This window comes from Neotamlana sargassicola (assembly GCF_020523965.1).
Lineage (GTDB): Bacteria > Bacteroidota > Bacteroidia > Flavobacteriales > Flavobacteriaceae > Neotamlana > Neotamlana sargassicola.
On sequence record NZ_JAJAPX010000003.1, the window covers coordinates 217,360 to 234,304 of the forward strand.

Below are 16,945 nucleotides of genomic sequence, written 5' to 3' on the forward strand. Positions count from 1 at the left end.
CTTAATTAAAAGCCAAACAATGGTTAATTTCACGCTTTTAAATTACTTGTAGATTTTGGAGAAATATTTAAGTCAGTTAAACGAAGCGCAACTAGCGCCAACCATACAAATTGAAGGCCCAATGATAGTTATTGCCGGTGCGGGCTCTGGTAAAACACGTGTACTTACTTTTAGAATTGCTTACATGATGAGTAAGGGCATAGACCCTTTTAATATACTAGCATTAACGTTTACCAATAAAGCCGCTCGCGAAATGAAAGAGCGTATCGCTAGCATAGTTGGGCAAAGCGAAGCCAAAAATTTATGGATGGGAACCTTTCACTCCGTGTTTGCTAAAATATTGCGTATTGAAGCCGATAGGTTAGGTTACCCAAGTAATTTTACAATTTACGACACCCAAGATTCAGATCGTTTAATACGCGATATTATTAAGGAAATGAATTTGGATAAAGACGTTTATAAATACAAACAAGTTCGTTCTAGAATTTCGTCTTATAAAAACAGTTTAATAACCGTTAGAGCATATTTTCAAAACCCAGAACTTATTGAAGCCGATACTATGGCACGTCGCCCAAAAATGGGAGATATTTATAAAGAATATGTAGAACGCTGCTTTAAGGCCGGAGCTATGGATTTTGATGATTTATTGCTAAAAACCAACGAGCTTTTAACACGTTTTCCAGAAGTTTTAGCTAAATATCAAAATAGGTTTAAATATATTTTGGTTGATGAGTATCAAGATACCAACCACTCACAGTATTTAATAGTTCGAGCATTATCAGACAAGTTTCAAAATATATGCGTAGTTGGTGATGATGCGCAAAGTATTTATGCTTTCCGTGGGGCGAATATCAACAATATTTTAAATTTCCAGAAAGATTATCACGATGTAAAAGTATTTCGTTTAGAACAAAATTATCGTTCCACTAAAAACATTGTAAATGCAGCAAATTCGGTAATTGATAAAAACCAAACCAAACTCGATAAAGTGGTTTGGACAGCCAACGATGATGGCGGTAAAATTATAGTTCACCGCTCGTTAACCGATGCCGATGAAGGTCGCTACGTAGCAAGCACTATTTTCGATAATAAAATGAATCATCAGCTACCAAACAGCGATTTTGCCATTTTATATCGTACCAATGCACAGTCGCGTTCTATTGAAGATGCTTTACGTAAACGCGATATTCCGTATAGAATTTATGGGGGTTTATCCTTCTATCAGCGTAAAGAAATAAAAGATGTTTTATCGTATTTAAGGTTAATTATTAATCCAAAAGATGAAGAAGCTTTAAAACGTGTTATTAATTTTCCGCCTAGAGGTATTGGTCAAACTACTGTCGATAGGTTAATGGTAGCTGCAAATGGCTACAAGCGCTCTATTTTTGAGGTGATGAAAAACATCGATAAAACCGATGTTAAAGTAAACTCAGGTACAAAACGCAAACTTTTAGATTTTGTAACCTTAATTGAAAGTTTTCAGGTAATGAACCAAACCGCAGATGTGTTCGAACTTGCCGAATATGTTACCAAAACAAGTGGTTTAATACGCGAGTTTAACAAAGATGGAACACCCGAAGGTGTTACCAGAATGGAAAACATCGAGGAGCTTTTAAATGGTATGAAAGACTTTGTTGAAGGCCAAAAAGAAATAGTTGATGCCACAGGGTCTTTAGCCGAATTCTTAGAAGATGTTGCACTTTCTACCGATATGGATAACGATAAAGACGATGGTAATAAAGTCGCCTTAATGACGATTCACTTAGCCAAAGGTTTGGAGTTTCCGTATGTGTATATTGTTGGTTTAGAGGAAGATTTATTTCCAAGTGCCATGAGTATGAATACGCGAAGTGAACTCGAAGAAGAGCGCCGTTTATTTTACGTAGCACTTACAAGAGCTGAAAAGCAAGCGTATTTAACCTATGCGTTATCACGATATCGTTGGGGTAAATTAGTAGACTCAGAACCAAGTCGTTTTATTGAAGAAATTGATGAAGAATATTTAGAAATAGAAACACCTATTGAGGAACGCCGAATAAACCCAATGCTTTCAGCCGATATTTTTGGTGATGTAGAACCTAACAAAGTTAGATTTAAACCGGCTAAACAGCCAAAATTCGAAAAAGGAATAACAAAAAAGACACCAGAAAAATACCAAGCACCAACACCTAAAAATTTAAAACCTGTAGCTAAAAGTTCTCCAAATACAGGTAGCCCAAATTTATTCGATAATAAAATAGCCGTTGGTAATAAAGTAAAACATAACCGATTTGGCACCGGAGAAATTATAAAAATTGAAGGCGCAGGTCCAGACACTAAAGCCGAAATTAAATTTCAAGTAGGTGTTAAAAAATTGTTGTTACGCTTTGCAAAATTAGAAGTAATAGGCTAAGCCTAATAATTTTAAAAGCGTTAAAAAATTGTTAAAAGCAAATGTTTTATTTGGTTTATGCATCTAATTTAAAAATAACCAATAAATCAAATAGGTATGAAAGCATTTTTAACTTTAGTATTAATTTTAAGTTTTGAATTCGTTGTTGCACAACCCGGAGGCGGAGGTATGATGGGCGGTGGCGGCATGCGTGGTGGAGGCCAAGGCGGACAACAAAACCAAGAACGCCCAGAAATGCCAGAGTTCGATGCCGCTAAAGTCGCAGGTATTTTTAATTATGATGATGCCGAAGTTTTAAAAAAAATAAAACTTAAAAAGAAAGAAGAAAGCCTTACTCTTGAGGTTAGAAAAGCAATAAACACTTACAATGTTAGAGTTAACGAAATAGCACTTTTAAATAAAGATAATTTCGATACTTTAAACGTCTATGTAAAAGCGGTACGCGAATCGCAACAGGCTAATCGCGAGCAAAATCAATCGTTTGATCGTAGTGAGCAAAATAGGGAAGACGATCCTATGTTTAAAGTTATGGAACTGGTAAAAGAAAAAATTGAGCCAGTAAAGGCATTGGTTTTAAAGGAAGAAGATAAGCTTAACCAAAAAATGCAAACGTTATTAGACGAAAAAAAATATAACAAATGGTTAGATTATCAAGCCGAAATTAAAGAAGAATTAAACCCAAAACGTCCAGAGCGTAACGATTCTGGTATGCAAGGAGGAGGCAGGCAAGGTGGCCGTCAAGGAGGGGGAGGCGGCATGATGGGTGGTGGCTTTTAAAGACTTACTAATTTAAGTGGGTTTGAATAAAAGCTTTTAATTTTAACCAAGTGTCTAGTAAAGCTAAGCCTTCCCAACCGTGTGCTTCATTTTCATATAAAGTAAACTCGTGAACCACATTTAGGTCTGCGAGTTTATTTTTTAAATCGATACCTTGCGAAGTGGGAATCAAAGGGTCTTTTCCTCCATAAAATAAAATGGAAGGTGATGCATCAGCGGTAACTTGGTGCAAGGGGCTTGCTTCTTCTAAATAAGAAGTTTCAGGAAATTCGCCAAACAAAACTAATAGCTGCTGCAAGTCTTCGTTGGTATTATTTAAATATTCAGGGTCGGTTAAATTCGTAGGGCCAACAATACTACAAACCATATCAATATTGTTATCGGTATCGAGTGCATAACTCCATAAAAGCGACAAATGAGCGCCAGCACTTGCTCCAATAAATCCAAAATTATCGGAAATTGTATAAGTAGCCTTGTTCGATTTTAAATGATTAATTACACTTGTAATATCGTCAGTTTGCATGGGGTAAGGTTTGTTTTCTTCATTAGCATACCTATAATTTATGTTTACAATAGCGTGATTTGGAAAATCAATTCGTATTAAATCTTTAATAGCATTCATATCACTTTTATCTCCAGCAATCCACCCACCACCATGCACTAAAATAATAGTTTTAGTATTTAAATTACGATTAGCAGGTAAATATAAATCGAACTTTTGTCGGTTTTCATTGCCATAAGAAAGATTCAAAGCTTCGTAATATACAGCAGGATTTAATTCATCTTCATTATTGTTTGATGCATCCGAGCTGCAATTTAGAACACATCCAACAATAAAAAACAGACAGAAAAATTTAAAAACAAGCTTCATAAATAAAATTGTATTATTTTTAAACGTACAATAAGATACGAAAATTGGCCGATTTTATAAAAATATACGAAGAAAACCCAAATCCACGGGAAATAGCAAAGGTTGTTAACGTGTTGAAACGTGGCGGATTAATAATTTATCCAACCGATACCGTTTATGGTTTAGGCTGCGATATTAACAACATAAAAGCGTTAGAGCGAGTAGCTCGAATAAAAGGTATTAAGCTCGAAAAAGCTAATTTTTCCTTTATTTGCCACGATTTAAGTAACCTAAGCGATTATGTAAAACAAATTGACACATCGGTTTTTAAGTTATTAAAACGGAACTTGCCAGGTGCTTATACCTTTATTTTACCAGGCTCAAAACAATTACCAAATCCGTTTAAAAAACGAAAAACAGTAGGCATTCGTATTCCGGAAAATAATATAGCTTTAGATATTGTAAAAGCTCTAGGAAATCCTATTATTTCAACCTCTATACACGACGAAGATGAAATTATTGAGTACACCACCGATCCAGAATTAATTCTTGAAAAATGGGATAATCTAGTCGATTTGGTTATCGACGGTGGCTATGGCGGTAACGAACCATCGACAGTAATCGATTTATCTGATGGTGAACCTGTTTTAGTTCGTGAAGGTAAAGGGAATCTCGATATATTTTAAACACTAATGGAACATATACCTATTAATTACATTGAATTTAAAGCCAAAAACTTAAACGATATAAAAACTTTTTATAAGGCTTGTTTTAATTGGGAATTTACCGATTATGGCGATCAATACACCGCTTTTAAACATAGTGGTGTAGAAGGAGGCTTTGAAAAAACAAATTCAGAAATAGTAAATGGTGTTTTGGTAGTACTACATCATAACGATTTGGAGCAAGTAAAAGGCAAAATACTTAAACATGGCGGACAAATAGCAGTGGATATTTTTGCGTTTCCTGGTGGTAAACGGTTTCAGTTTCTAGATCCTTCGGGGAATGAATTGGCAGTTTGGTGTGCCGAAAAAAATTAAAGAGCTTTTAACCTTCCACCTCAAAAAAACTAAACACATTGCCACCGTAACTTTTTAAATAACTAAAATTTTCAAGGTTATTTAAGTTGGTGTGTTTTGAGTGTTCTACTATTAACATACCGTTTTCGCTAAGTAAATTATTAGCAAAAACAAGCTCTGGGATTTTAGCAAAATCCTCTTCGGAGAAATTGTAAGGAGGATCTGCAAAAATAATATCGTAACTACCCGAAGCTTTTTCTAAATATTTGAACACATCACTTTTAATTGTGTTTATAGGCATGTCGAACTTATTCGCCGTTTGATTTATGAATTTTATGCATCCAAAATCTTGATCTACACAAGTAATAGTTTCGGTGCCTCTTGAGGCGAATTCGTAACTAATATTACCTGTTCCAGCGAATAAATCGAGTACCGAAACTTCATCGAAATAGTAATTATTGTTAATAATATTAAACAGAGATTCCTTCGCCATATCTGTAGTGGGGCGAACAGGTAAATTTTTTGGCGCAATAATTTTGCGGCTTTTATATTGTCCGGAAATAATTCGCATTAAAAACTGGCAATTATACTGTAGTTACTATGATTGTTTTTTGGTTGTGCATCGATGGCGTATTTATAGCGGTCTTCACGGTCTCCAAAAAATATTAATCTAATATATTTATAGGTTATTACATATAAATCGTCGTAAGCATCAATTTCGCCTAAAAATATTAGGTTAACCGTTTCCGGGCTTAGTTTTAATTGCTCTAAACAAAATAAAATGTAATAAATAAAATCTTCCTTAGTGTTATAAAAAAACGAATTGTAAAGCTGTAATTTTTTGTTTTGTACAACGGCTATTTCAAAATGATCTTTACTTACGTTTACATAAGCCTTAGGTACTAAGTAATTAACATCGGTTTTTAAAATAGATTCTATTAAAACGGTAGAAATGTGTTTATAGGTAAATTTACCAAATTTATCGTAAATAAAGTTATTAATGTTTATGTAAGGCACATAAACACTAACGCTATTGTTTATGTCGATTTCGTCGTAGGTTATAAAATCGGACTTTAAAATTTTGGTATTAAACTTTAAATAATCAGCTAAATAATCGGCGTTAAATAAAGCGTTTGGTACTAATGCCGATAATTCGTTATCGTGTATAACAGAAACTTCAGAAAACGATCCGTTTAAGGCCGCCTCTAAGTTAAATTCATTTTTTAAGGCATCTAATATCCCAAAAGGGTTTTGTTTTTTGGCAAAAGTTACTTCCTTTAAAAAGGTAATGGTGTTTGTATCTCGGTTTAGAATACAAAAAGAAAGTCCACTCAAACTTATTTGAATGGACAGTTCTGTATTAGTTAATTTGGTTATTTTCTTATTCTGCAGCGCCATAAGTTTTTGGCCAGTTTCCTATTGTTTTAACCTCTTCCATAGAGCCAACTTTTAATTTATCTCCGTTAACGCCATCAACAGAAATAACTTGGTTTTCTTGTACTCTTAAATCTTTATCTTGGTCGAATAAAATCACATCTTTTGTTACCGAAGCTTCGAATACTGGAATGTTAATTTTGTTTTGCATTAAAAATCCAGATTCCATTTTAAACTTAGCGCCTTCTTCACCTACAGGAACATTCATCATAGTTTTGTAGCGGTTAGAGTTTTTAAATAAAGAATCTTTTACAGGTACGTATCCTAGAGTATCAATTAATACAATTGATTTTTTCATATCAACTCCAAATTGCTTTGTAAGTACTTCATCAATAACAGAAGTGTCACGGCGTTGTGTAATAGTAAATTGGGCTGTATCAATAAATTTAATTAAACCATCAAAATTATCAGCAAATTTACCAGTAACGGTTTTGTGCGCTAACTGCGAATCTCTAATATCTTTTAAACTTTCAATTACAACGGCGTAACGCTTATTTTTTTCTTTATTAAATTTAATTGGTTCGTAAACCGACATATACGTTTTATAACCTAAAAAGGCAATTAAAATCCAAAGCAGTATATTTAAAACGGGTTTAAATTTCGATGGGATAAATTTGTCAATTAACCAAACTAAGCCAATTGTACCTAAAATCACTGCAACTGCAATAAAAATGAATGTTAACATAATATGTTTTTAATTTTGTAAATTATTAATTGGTGTTTAGCAAATCTACAATTTTTTTTTAATCGTAAAAGCTTCTAGTAGTAAAAATCATTTATATCTTTGAATATTTTACAATCGTACATATTGATTAATGACCGCTCCAGAATTCTATAAGCTTATAAAACAACATTTTCCGTTTCAAACCACGTTAAAACAAGATATTGTTTTACAGCAACTTTCAGAATTCATTTTTAACAAAAATAAAGATGATTTGTACCTGTTAAAGGGGTACGCAGGTACAGGTAAAACAACAATTATAGGTACAATTGTAACCAATTTATGGAAAGCAAAAAAAAGTGCTGTATTAATGGCACCTACAGGAAGAGCCGCAAAAGTTATTGCTAATTATTCTGGTAAGGAAGCATTTACCATTCATAAAAAAATATATTTTCCAAGAAAAGAACGTGGGGGTGGGGTTAAGTTTGTGTTGCAACCTAATAAACATAAAAACACCATATTTATTGTTGATGAAGCCTCCATGATACCTGATACACCCGGAGATTCCAAACTATTCGAAAACGGTTCGTTACTAGACGATTTAATGCAATACGTATACTCAGGTCATCAATGCAAACTTTTATTAATTGGAGATACTGCGCAGTTACCACCGGTAAAATTAGATGTAAGTCCGGCTTTAAATGAAAATACTTTAGGCTTAAATTATAATAAAGACGTTACTAAAATGGAATTAGATGAAGTAGTACGTCAAGAACAAGATTCTGGCATTTTAGTAAATGCTACGGTATTACGCGACCATTTGGCTAACGATTTTTTTGAAGATTTTAAATTTGATGTGAAACCATTTAAAGATATTATAAGACTTGTAGATGGTTACGAAATTATGGATGCAATTAACGATGCGTATAGCAGCCATGGTAAAGAGGATACCGCTATAATTGTTCGAAGTAATAAACGCGCTAATTTGTATAATCAACAAATTAGAAATCGAATTTTATTTAACGAAAATGAATTAACTGCTGGCGATTACTTAATGGTAGTAAAAAATAATTATTTCTGGATTAAACCAACTACCGAGGCTGGATTTATAGCAAACGGAGATATTATTGAAGTATTAGAAATTTACGCACTAAAGGAACTTTATAGTTTTCGCTTTGCTGAAGTTAAAATTCGAATGGTAGATTACCCAAAAATGAAACCTTTTGAAACGGTTTTGCTGTTAGATACTATTGATGCCGAAACACCCTCTTTATCTTACGATGATTCCAATCGCTTATACCAAGAAGTAATGAAAGATTACGAAGAAGAAACGGCCAAGTATAAAAAGTTTTTAAAAGTTAAGGCTAATAAATATTTTAATGCCTTACAAGTTAAGTTTTCGTATGCCATAACTTGCCATAAATCGCAAGGTGGGCAGTGGAATACCGTTTTTATAGAGCAACCATATTTACCAAATGGCCCAGATAAAGATTATATGCGTTGGTTGTACACAGCGGTAACGCGTGCCAAAGAAAAATTGTACCTTATAGGTTTTAAAAACGAATTTTTTGAAGAAGATTAAATTATGACAGCAGAAACTATAATAAGTATTTGTTTAGGCGTGGGTTTATCGGCCTCGGTTGGGTTTCGTGTGTTTTTACCATTATTTGCTTTAAGTTTAGCGGCCTATTTCGATGCTTGGGTATTAAACGAATCTTGGCAATGGATAGCTAGTACACCGGCACTAGTAACACTCGGCGTTGCAACTTTAGTAGAAGTTTTTGCCTATTTTATTCCTTATGTAGATAATTTGCTAGATAGTATAGCCATTCCTTTAGCGGCCTTAGCAGGAACAGCCGTAATGCTATCAACAGTTGCAGATTTAAGTCCGGTAGTCACTTGGGCATTAGCTATAATTGCTGGTGGCGGTACGGCTTCGGTTGTGGCAGGATCTTCATCAACAACACGTTTAGCATCAACAGCTACAACCGCAGGAATAGCAAATCCTTTAGTTGCATTAATTGAGACAGGGACATCAGCAATTATGTCGGTAGTTTCAATTTTTCTTCCCTTTTTAGCATTAGTTTTAGTAGCCTTCATTTTCTTCATTATTTATAAAATCTATAAAAAGTTTAATAAGTCAGTTGCTAAAAGCACTTAAAAATTAAGTATTTTTGATGTTCAATTTTTTTAATTTCAAATGAAAATTATTTCAATGATTCCTGCAAGGTACAGTGCATCGCGCTTTCCAGGGAAATTAATGCAAGACTTAGGCGGAAAAACAGTAATTCGTAGAACTTATGAAGCGACTGTTAAAACAAACTTATTCGATGATGTTTTTGTGGTAACCGATAGCGATATTATTTACAATGAGGTTGTGAATAATGGTGGAAAAGCTATAATGAGCATAAAAGAACACGAATGTGGTAGCGACAGAATTGCTGAAGCGGTAGAGCATTTAGATGTCGATATTGTGGTTAATGTGCAAGGCGACGAACCTTTTACAGACGAAGAATCGCTTAAAAAACTTATTAATGTTTTTAAAAATGATTCTAAAAACGAAGTAGATTTAGCTTCATTAATGGTGCATATTACAAATGAAGATGAGATAAATAACCCAAACACGGTAAAGGTTGTTCTCGATCAAAGTGATTTTGCCTTATACTTTTCGCGAAGCCCAATTCCGTATCCTCGTGATAAAAGTGTAGATGTAAAATATTTTAAACATAAAGGTGTTTATGCCTTTAGAAAACAGGCCTTGTTAGATTTTTATAACCTGCCAATGAAAACTTTAGAAGCTTCAGAAAAACTAGAGCAACTTCGTTATTTAGAGTACGGCAAGCGTATAAAAATGGTAGAAACCGACGTTGAAGGTATAGAAATTGATACACCCGAAGATTTAGTAAGAGCGAATAAACAATGGAAATAGATTATAAAAATATAAAAGTAATAGGTTTTGATGCCGACGATACGCTTTGGGTAAACGAAACGTATTTTCGAGATGCCGAAACCAAATTTGGACAGTTACTATCGGAATACGAAACACCAAACAAATTAGAACAAGAGCTTTTTAAAAAAGAAATTGAAAATCTAGAACTTTATGGTTACGGTGTTAAAGCATTTACTTTATCTATGGTTGAAGCCGCTTTGGAACTTTCAAATTATAATGTAAAACCAAAAACTATTGAAGCAGTTTTAAACATAGGTAAAACCATGTTAAATGAACCTGTAGAATTGCTAGATGGCGTAGAGGAAGTTTTAAAAACCCTATCGAAAAAATACAAACTAATTTTGGCTACAAAAGGCGATTTGTTAGATCAAGAGCGCAAGCTTGAAAAATCAGGATTAACAAAGTATTTTCATCACATTGAGGTTTTAAGTGAGAAAAAAGAGGAAAATTATTCTAAACTTTTAAATCATTTAGATATTAAACCTTCAGAGTTTTTAATGATTGGAAATTCTTTAAAATCAGACGTTTTACCATTGGTAAATTTAAAGGCAAAAGCTATACATGTTCCATTTCATACAACTTGGGCACACGAACAAGTCACAGAAAATGAAACTAATGGTAAGCAATATCAAACTATAAATTCGTTAACCGATTTATTAAATATATTAGGCTAGTTTGAAGATTATTGACACAAATACCTGGGAACGAAAACAAGTTTTTGAACATTTTTCAAGCTTTAACGATCCGTATTTTGGTTTAACAATACCTTTTAATGTTACAAAAGCCTATAGTTTTGCTAAAGCCAACAACATTAGTTTTTTTATAAAGTATTATCACGATTGCTTAAAGGCTGTTAACGTAGTTGATAACTTAAAATATAGAATAGTTGAGGGTAAAGTTGTAACATTTGATGTTATACATGGATCAACAACAATTATGCGTGAAAATAAAACCTATGGATTTTCTTTTATTAAATTTGATGAAGATTTTAAAGGTTTTATTAAAAACTTTGAAGCCGAAAAACAACGAATAAATACATCGGATAATTTATTTCCACCAGTAAATTCTTTAGATTGTATACATTCATCTGCAATTCCTTGGGTTAGTTTTACAGGAGAAAGGCAACCTGTATCAGGTAAACCAGATTCAGTCCCAAAATTTGCTTTTGGTAAGGCCGAAAAAATAAACGGAGAATTAATAATGAATGTATCTATACACGTAAACCACGCTTTAGTTGATGGTTATCACGTGGGAGAATTTTCTAAGAATTTTCAACACTATTTAAATCAATAAAAAATAAATAATGGTATTTTTACCATTAGAAAATAAAAAATTAATGACTTATAAGAACTTTCCAATGGTGCCAAGAGTTATTTTTGGCAGAGGTAGTTTTAATCAAATTAATGATGTTTTAGCCCCAAAACGCAAAAACATAAATGCCCCTTTTGTTTTTTTAATAGACGATGCTTTTAAAGGTAACCCTTGGTTAACGTCAAGAATTCAATTAGCCTACGACGATAAAATTATTTTTATTCCCACAAAAGAAGAACCTAAAACGGAACAAGTTGATGCTTTGGTTGAAGATATAATTGTTCAATCTAAAGAGCGCCCTTCAGGTATTATTGGAATTGGTGGTGGCACAACTTTAGATATGGCTAAAGCTGTTGCTATAATGCTTACAAATAGTGGTGAAGCTAAAGATTATCAAGGCTGGGATTTGGTAAAAAATCAGGCTATTTATCATGTAGGTATTCCAACTATTTCGGGTACGGGAGCCGAAGTCTCGCGAACAACTGTTTTAACAGGCCCTGAGAAAAAATTAGGTATAAATTCAGATTACACACCTTTCGATCAAGTTATACTAGATTCAGAATTAACAAAAGATGTACCTAAAAACCAGTGGTTTTACACAGGAATGGATTGTTATATCCATTGCGTTGAGTCATTAACGGGCACTTATTTAAATGAATTTAGTAAAAGTTACGGCGAAAAGGCTTTCGAGTTGTGTAAGCAAATATTTTTAGATGATACATTATCAAAAACTGATGCACAAGAAAAGCTTATGATGGCTTCTTGGCACGGTGGTATGAGTATAGCGTATTCTCAAGTAGGTGTTGCACATGCATTAAGTTACGGGCTTGCATTTTTATTAGGTGTAAAACATGGTATTGGCAATTGTATAGTTTTTAACCATTTAGAAGAGTTTTATCCAGAAGGTGTTGCTTTATTTAAAAAAATGAAGGAAAAACATAAAATTGAATTGCCTGAAGGTATTTGTGCTAATTTATCTGAAGACGAATTTAACACCATGATAAAAGTTGCTCTTGGTTTAGAGCCTTTATGGGAAAATGCACTTGGTAAAAACTGGAAAACAATAGCTACTCCAGAAAAGCTACGTTCGCTTTACGAAAAAATGTAGCATGCAAAAACTGGCAAAATTTATATATTTTAAGCTATTAGGTTGGCAAATAGCAGGCAATACTAATATGTCTAAAAACAAAGTTAAAAAGGCCGTTATTATTGCTGTACCGCATACAAGTTGGCACGATTTTTATATTGGTGTTTTGCTTAGAACAATAATAGCAATAAAAATAAATTTTGTTGGAAAAAAGGAACTTTTTATTTTTCCTTTTGGACTTTTTTTTAGAGCCATGGGAGGCACTCCTGTGAATAGAGGTAGTAATGAAAATAAAGTTGAAGCTATGGCTAAACTTTTTAAAAATAAAGAAGAATTTAGAATTACTCTAGCTCCCGAAGGTACAAGAAAAAAAGTACAGAAGTGGCGTTCGGGTTTTTATTACATAGCAAAAATGGCTAACGTACCCATAATTATGGTTACTTTCGATTTTAAAAATAAACAAAACAAGATATCAGAACCTTTTTATCCAACAGAAAATAAGGAAGCCGATTTTATTTTTATGGAAAACTTTTTTAAAGGTGTAAAAGGTAAGGTTGATAAATACTCGTATTAGTTTATAGTTTGGCATTAATTTTGTCTTTAACAATAGATATATATTCGTGAAACATAAAGTAAACAAGTATTTGTCAATAAAAAGAAACATGAATAAAACAAAAAAGCTACTTTTTAAAAGTAGCTTTTTTGTTTTCAGTATATAAACTTGTTTACTTTATCTCTTTTATTGCGTTATCAATTAAAGTTCTTAAGTGTTGTTTATGAGCTTTGGTAGAAATATTTCCGCTGGCGGATGCCATGTTTCTAACGGCTTTTAAGTTATACAAAGCCATTGATTTTGCATTATTTGTATAGCTTCCGCTTTGCTTACCAGTTAAAATATTAATTAGCATATTGGTATATTCTAATTGTAAGTTTTGTCTAAAAGAATTAATACTTCCGTATATATCAGCTTTAAAAATAGCATTATTTAAATCTGTCATAAATTTAGATAAAACATACTGATTGCCATAAAGTTCTGAATCTGTGATACGTTGTAAGGTATTGTAATGTAATAAATGGTTTAAAACATTTTTTTGGTAACTTAATACTTGCTCGTGTATTTTTGGATCTTCAGGACCTCTAAAAAAGTTATAACCACGGCGTTGAAGTGCTAGATAATTATATAAATCATTAGGAGCATCAAAAGCATTAGGCGCAAAAACATATTTACTTAAAGCAGCCATAGCTCTTTTTTGGTCTTCTAAACTAACAGGCGTATAAGGTTGTTTTGCATTTTCTTGTCCTGCCATAGCCCGTTCTACATAAACACCACCAATTTGTCTTGAAATAACATTGGCAGCTCCTGCCTTTTGGCTGCTTAGTAAATAATAAACACGTCTTAATTCTTGATAAGATTCACCATCTTTTATAAAACGCTGTTTTGCCGTTTTCATTAAGTCGTTAGATAGCTCAATTCTATCAATGGAATAGGTAATAGGATCGTTTGATTGATCGTTAGTCATTACCCTAGGGTCAATTGCTTTTCCTGGCGATCGCATATCATCAGCATCGTTACCAAAAATAAGTTCTGGTTTGGTAGATTGATTTAATAAGGTTTGTTTTTCAGTTTCGTTTTGAAATGGTGTGTAACCAAATTGAATGGCCCAAACATCGTAAGGACCTACAGCCGTATCGTCGTATTGACCTTGCTTACTTCTGTCTCTAGTTATGTTAAGTGTAGCATAATCCATAACGGAACCAGTTAAACATTTCCCTTCAATAAATTCTGGCGTAGCTAATTGCTCTGGAGTGTATAAATAACTCGCTTTCATGTTGTGGTTAAGCCCTAATGTATGCCCAACTTCGTGCATAATTAAGGCTGTCATCGATTCTTTTTTAATGCGCTCCATCTCTAAATCGGAAGCTCCTGTGGCAGAAGCTACCGCATTTGCAAACATAACATCTTGGTGCATTAAGTGCCCTAATGAGCAATACTTATAATCGTTTTCATTGGCATGTTCATGCTCAAAATATTCATTTTCTGCTGCTAAATTGTATAATTTATCGTAAAACACACGGTTTGTAAAGTGAACAAATTCTAACATAATATCGGCTCCTAAAATTTGACCTGTTTTTGGGTTTACAAAACTTGGGCCGTAACCACCAAAAGGAGGACGAGGAGATGAAGTCCAACGTAAAACATTATAGCGAATATCTCCAGCATCCCAATCGGCATCATCTGGTTGAATTTTAACTACCATAGCATTTTTAAATCCTGCTTTTTCAAATGCAGTATTCCATTGTAAAACGCCTTGTTTTATAGTTTCTCTCCATTCTAAAGGTGTTGAGTTTTCAATCCACCAAGTTATTGGTTCAACAGGTTCTGAAATAGCCAATTCCGGATTCTTTTTTACAAGATGCCAACGATGAACTAAATCGCGGTAAGGTGTTGATGATGTTGACGTTTGATCTTCAACTTGTGTAGTAAAATATCCAACCCGAGGGTCGTCTAATAAAATTTCATAATCGTTTTTAGGCATTTCAATTAAACTATGAAATACTTTAATGCTTACATTTCGTCCATCTGAAACAGCACTCGAGCCGCTATTTAATACTGAAGGCGATGAGTATACATATTCAACTTCCAAATTAGTATTTTCAGGATAGTTTTTTATGCTTCTTATTTTAGATTTACCTTTATCTAAATTTCCTAGTTTAAATGAAGTAGGCGGAGTTCCTGGACGATTTGAAGGTTTTATTTGTGCGAATGTTTCTTTTAAAAACAAATCATCTGCTTTAATTAAGTATAAACTGTCTTTTTTATCGTAAGCTTCAATTTTTAAGCTAGCCATATTACCTTGACTTGTATTGGCATCTTTCGATTTGGCTAAAGGGCTTTCTGGATCGAAATAGAATGAGGTGTTTTGAGTTACAAACTCAATTTTATTGAAATATTTTTCTATTTTAAATACTTTTGACCCACGGTAAGAACCTCTGTTAATTCGACCAGCATCCATTACGCCATCGGCTATTTGGCTAAAATATATGTATTCTTTACCTATTTGATCTTCAGAAATTAGCATTTGTAACGAACCCGAAATGGTATCTTGGTAAACCGGGAATAATCCGTCAATCTTTTTACTAGATTTTACTAAATCTGTAATTGTTTTTTCTTTTGATTTTTTTGCAGCAGGTGCTTCTGTTTCTGTTTTATTTTTATTTTTTTTCTTCTTTTTATTTTGTGCTTCAAAATTAGGAACATAAAATAAAGTACAGGCTAAAAATAGCACAGATAAAAACTTAAGGTTTTGGTTTTTTAGTTTCATTAATACATTTTTTAGAGAAAAAATCAATTCTCATTGAATTTAATTCAGTAAATGTATTAAATATTTACTTTTTTTCTATTCAATAAAAAGTTAAATATTATTGTTTTACTAAATATTTCCTAAAATACTGTCCATAACCCAACTGGTATGCAATGCGCTTTTACCTGTAGAAGGATGATTTTGTTTTTGGCTTAATAAATCATCTCGCATTAATTGCACATGATGCCATTGTATATGCTTTGGATTTTCAATGAAAAGCTCCTCATTTTTTGTTTCAGATTTTAAAATGATTGGATTTTCATGAAATACAGAAAATTCAATAGTGCCTTTTGTGCCGTAAATTACTTTTTTATCTACATGATCATTGCATCCAAAATTCCAAGTTCCATTACCTGTTATTCCATTTTTATGAATCCATGATGCCATTACAGCATCTAAGGCGGTGTACAAGTTTTGCTGGTTTGTGGCAATACCTTTTGCAATAGTAATATCGCCTAGTAAATATGTAAATAAATCTAATTCATGGCTAGCTAAATCGTCAAAATATCCAGCAGGAGCAATGTTTTTGTCGGTTCTCCAATTGTAATTACCCGATAAATCGGTTTCGTTAGGTGGCTTGCTTAAGTGTGACGAAATATGCCTAACATCACCTATATATTTGGCTTCAAGCCATTCCTTTATTTTTAAGAAGCGCGGTAAAGATCTTCTGTAATAGGCCACAAATAAGGGTAAATTATTAGTTTCAAATGCTTCAATTATGGCAAGTGCTTCTTTATAAGATGGAGTTATTGGTTTTTCAATACAGCAAGGTTTTCCAGCAGCAGCAACTTTTAAAGCATAGTATTTATGTGTATCTGGAGGTGTTGCAATGTATACAGCATCAATGCTAGCATCATTAATTAAATCGTTAGCATTGGTGTACGTTTTTTTTATGTTATGGCGTTTGGCGTAATCCAATAATTTGGTTTCATCGCGACGCATAACAGCATGAAGGTTAAAACCTTCAACCTTTTTGTAAGCAGGTCCGCTTTTTACTTCCGTAACGTCGCCACAACCTATTATTCCCCAATTAATTTGTGCATTTTGCATGATTTGCCTCGTTTTTCTATCAATATTTTCAAAAATATAATTTCTAATTAAA

At 33.1% G+C, this 16,945-nt stretch carries 17 protein-coding genes; 11 read left to right on the forward strand and 6 right to left on the reverse strand.

Annotation, left to right across the window (positions count from 1 at the left end):
- Positions 1-55 precede the first annotated feature (55 nt).
- A complete protein-coding gene (locus LG651_RS08860; RefSeq protein WP_226695778.1) occupies positions 56-2,392 on the forward strand; it encodes an ATP-dependent helicase in 2,337 nt (778 codons plus the stop codon).
- 96 nt (positions 2,393-2,488) lie between these two features.
- Positions 2,489-3,169, forward strand: a complete 681-nt coding sequence (locus LG651_RS08865; protein WP_226695779.1) for a hypothetical protein — start codon at positions 2,489-2,491, stop codon at positions 3,167-3,169.
- Positions 3,170-3,176: 7 nt separating this feature from the next.
- Here LG651_RS08865 and LG651_RS08870 read toward each other — a convergent pair whose 3' ends face one another.
- Positions 3,177-4,040: an alpha/beta hydrolase gene (locus LG651_RS08870; RefSeq protein ID WP_226695780.1), complete on the reverse strand. Its 864-nt coding sequence runs from the start codon at positions 4,038-4,040 to the stop codon at positions 3,177-3,179.
- Between the two features lie 44 nt (positions 4,041-4,084).
- Between LG651_RS08870 and LG651_RS08875 the strand changes: the two genes are divergently transcribed.
- Both LG651_RS08875 and LG651_RS08880 read left to right on the forward strand, forming a co-directional pair.
- Positions 4,085-4,705: an L-threonylcarbamoyladenylate synthase gene (locus tag LG651_RS08875; RefSeq protein WP_226695781.1), complete on the forward strand. Its 621-nt coding sequence runs from the start codon at positions 4,085-4,087 to the stop codon at positions 4,703-4,705.
- A gap of 6 nt (positions 4,706-4,711) precedes the next feature.
- The gene (locus LG651_RS08880) at positions 4,712-5,059 is read left to right on the forward strand and encodes a VOC family protein (protein WP_226695782.1); all 348 of its coding nucleotides are present in this window, start codon (positions 4,712-4,714) and stop codon (positions 5,057-5,059) included.
- Between the two features lie 7 nt (positions 5,060-5,066).
- On the opposite strand, the gene rsmD is transcribed toward LG651_RS08880, so the two are convergent.
- Genes rsmD through LG651_RS08895 form a run of 3 tightly spaced genes read right to left on the reverse strand, consistent with a single transcriptional unit; the run spans position 5,067 to position 7,157 of the window.
- Positions 5,067-5,609, reverse strand: a complete 543-nt coding sequence (gene rsmD / locus LG651_RS08885; RefSeq protein ID WP_226695783.1) for a 16S rRNA (guanine(966)-N(2))-methyltransferase RsmD — start codon at positions 5,607-5,609, stop codon at positions 5,067-5,069.
- On the reverse strand, positions 5,609-6,436 hold the full coding sequence (locus LG651_RS08890) for a DUF3822 family protein (protein ID WP_226695784.1): 828 nt from the start codon (positions 6,434-6,436) through the stop codon (positions 5,609-5,611). The genes rsmD and LG651_RS08890 overlap by 1 nt, the downstream gene beginning before the upstream one ends.
- A complete protein-coding gene (locus LG651_RS08895) occupies positions 6,420-7,157 on the reverse strand; it encodes a hypothetical protein (protein WP_226695785.1) in 738 nt (245 codons plus the stop codon). Before LG651_RS08895 ends, LG651_RS08890 begins: the two co-directional genes overlap by 17 nt.
- 130 nt (positions 7,158-7,287) lie before the next feature.
- Here LG651_RS08895 and LG651_RS08900 point away from each other — a divergent pair, with 130 nt between their 5' ends.
- Genes LG651_RS08900 through LG651_RS08930 form a run of 7 tightly spaced genes read left to right on the forward strand, consistent with a single transcriptional unit; the run spans position 7,288 to position 13,055 of the window.
- Complete coding sequence (locus LG651_RS08900; protein ID WP_226695786.1) at positions 7,288-8,715, forward strand: ATP-dependent DNA helicase; 1,428 nt, start codon at positions 7,288-7,290, stop codon at positions 8,713-8,715.
- A gap of 3 nt (positions 8,716-8,718) precedes the next feature.
- On the forward strand, positions 8,719-9,294 hold the full coding sequence (locus tag LG651_RS08905; protein ID WP_226695787.1) for a DUF4126 domain-containing protein: 576 nt from the start codon (positions 8,719-8,721) through the stop codon (positions 9,292-9,294).
- A gap of 39 nt (positions 9,295-9,333) precedes the next feature.
- On the forward strand, positions 9,334-10,062 hold the full coding sequence (gene kdsB / locus LG651_RS08910; protein ID WP_226695788.1) for a 3-deoxy-manno-octulosonate cytidylyltransferase: 729 nt from the start codon (positions 9,334-9,336) through the stop codon (positions 10,060-10,062).
- Positions 10,053-10,757, forward strand: a complete 705-nt coding sequence (locus LG651_RS08915) for an HAD family hydrolase (protein ID WP_226695789.1) — start codon at positions 10,053-10,055, stop codon at positions 10,755-10,757. The genes kdsB and LG651_RS08915 overlap by 10 nt, the downstream gene beginning before the upstream one ends.
- A 1-nt stretch (position 10,758) precedes the next feature.
- Complete coding sequence (locus LG651_RS08920; protein ID WP_226695790.1) at positions 10,759-11,376, forward strand: CatA-like O-acetyltransferase; 618 nt, start codon at positions 10,759-10,761, stop codon at positions 11,374-11,376.
- A 43-nt stretch (positions 11,377-11,419) separates the two neighbouring features.
- Complete coding sequence (locus LG651_RS08925; RefSeq protein ID WP_226695791.1) at positions 11,420-12,502, forward strand: iron-containing alcohol dehydrogenase family protein; 1,083 nt, start codon at positions 11,420-11,422, stop codon at positions 12,500-12,502.
- 1 nt (position 12,503) lies between these two features.
- Complete coding sequence (locus tag LG651_RS08930; RefSeq protein WP_226695792.1) at positions 12,504-13,055, forward strand: 1-acyl-sn-glycerol-3-phosphate acyltransferase; 552 nt, start codon at positions 12,504-12,506, stop codon at positions 13,053-13,055.
- A 151-nt stretch (positions 13,056-13,206) separates the two neighbouring features.
- On the opposite strand, the gene LG651_RS08935 is transcribed toward LG651_RS08930, so the two are convergent.
- Entirely contained in the window at positions 13,207-15,804 is a 2,598-nt protein-coding gene (locus tag LG651_RS08935) for a zinc-dependent metalloprotease (protein ID WP_226695793.1), read from the reverse strand.
- Positions 15,805-15,912: 108 nt separating this feature from the next.
- Complete coding sequence (locus LG651_RS08940; protein ID WP_226695794.1) at positions 15,913-16,893, reverse strand: Gfo/Idh/MocA family protein; 981 nt, start codon at positions 16,891-16,893, stop codon at positions 15,913-15,915.
- Positions 16,894-16,945 lie beyond the last annotated feature (52 nt).

What these genes read in the sequence shown, in the direction of transcription:
- LG651_RS08865 (WP_226695779.1), top strand. Translation starts at nt 2,489, where the DNA reads ATGAAAGCATTTTTAACTTTAGTATTAATTTTAAGTTTTGAATTCGTT.
- LG651_RS08870 (WP_226695780.1), bottom strand. Translation starts at nt 4,040, where the DNA reads ATGAAGCTTGTTTTTAAATTTTTCTGTCTGTTTTTTATTGTTGGATGT.
- LG651_RS08880 (WP_226695782.1), top strand. Translation starts at nt 4,712, where the DNA reads ATGGAACATATACCTATTAATTACATTGAATTTAAAGCCAAAAACTTA.
- rsmD (WP_226695783.1), bottom strand. Translation starts at nt 5,609, where the DNA reads ATGCGAATTATTTCCGGACAATATAAAAGCCGCAAAATTATTGCGCCA.
- LG651_RS08890 (WP_226695784.1), bottom strand. Translation starts at nt 6,436, where the DNA reads ATGGCGCTGCAGAATAAGAAAATAACCAAATTAACTAATACAGAACTG.
- LG651_RS08895 (WP_226695785.1), bottom strand. Translation starts at nt 7,157, where the DNA reads ATGTTAACATTCATTTTTATTGCAGTTGCAGTGATTTTAGGTACAATT.
- LG651_RS08900 (WP_226695786.1), top strand. Translation starts at nt 7,288, where the DNA reads ATGACCGCTCCAGAATTCTATAAGCTTATAAAACAACATTTTCCGTTT.
- LG651_RS08905 (WP_226695787.1), top strand. Translation starts at nt 8,719, where the DNA reads ATGACAGCAGAAACTATAATAAGTATTTGTTTAGGCGTGGGTTTATCG.
- kdsB (WP_226695788.1), top strand. Translation starts at nt 9,334, where the DNA reads ATGAAAATTATTTCAATGATTCCTGCAAGGTACAGTGCATCGCGCTTT.
- LG651_RS08915 (WP_226695789.1), top strand. Translation starts at nt 10,053, where the DNA reads ATGGAAATAGATTATAAAAATATAAAAGTAATAGGTTTTGATGCCGAC.
- LG651_RS08925 (WP_226695791.1), top strand. Translation starts at nt 11,420, where the DNA reads ATGACTTATAAGAACTTTCCAATGGTGCCAAGAGTTATTTTTGGCAGA.
- LG651_RS08930 (WP_226695792.1), top strand. Translation starts at nt 12,504, where the DNA reads ATGCAAAAACTGGCAAAATTTATATATTTTAAGCTATTAGGTTGGCAA.
- LG651_RS08935 (WP_226695793.1), bottom strand. Translation starts at nt 15,804, where the DNA reads ATGAAACTAAAAAACCAAAACCTTAAGTTTTTATCTGTGCTATTTTTA.
- LG651_RS08940 (WP_226695794.1), bottom strand. Translation starts at nt 16,893, where the DNA reads ATGCAAAATGCACAAATTAATTGGGGAATAATAGGTTGTGGCGACGTT.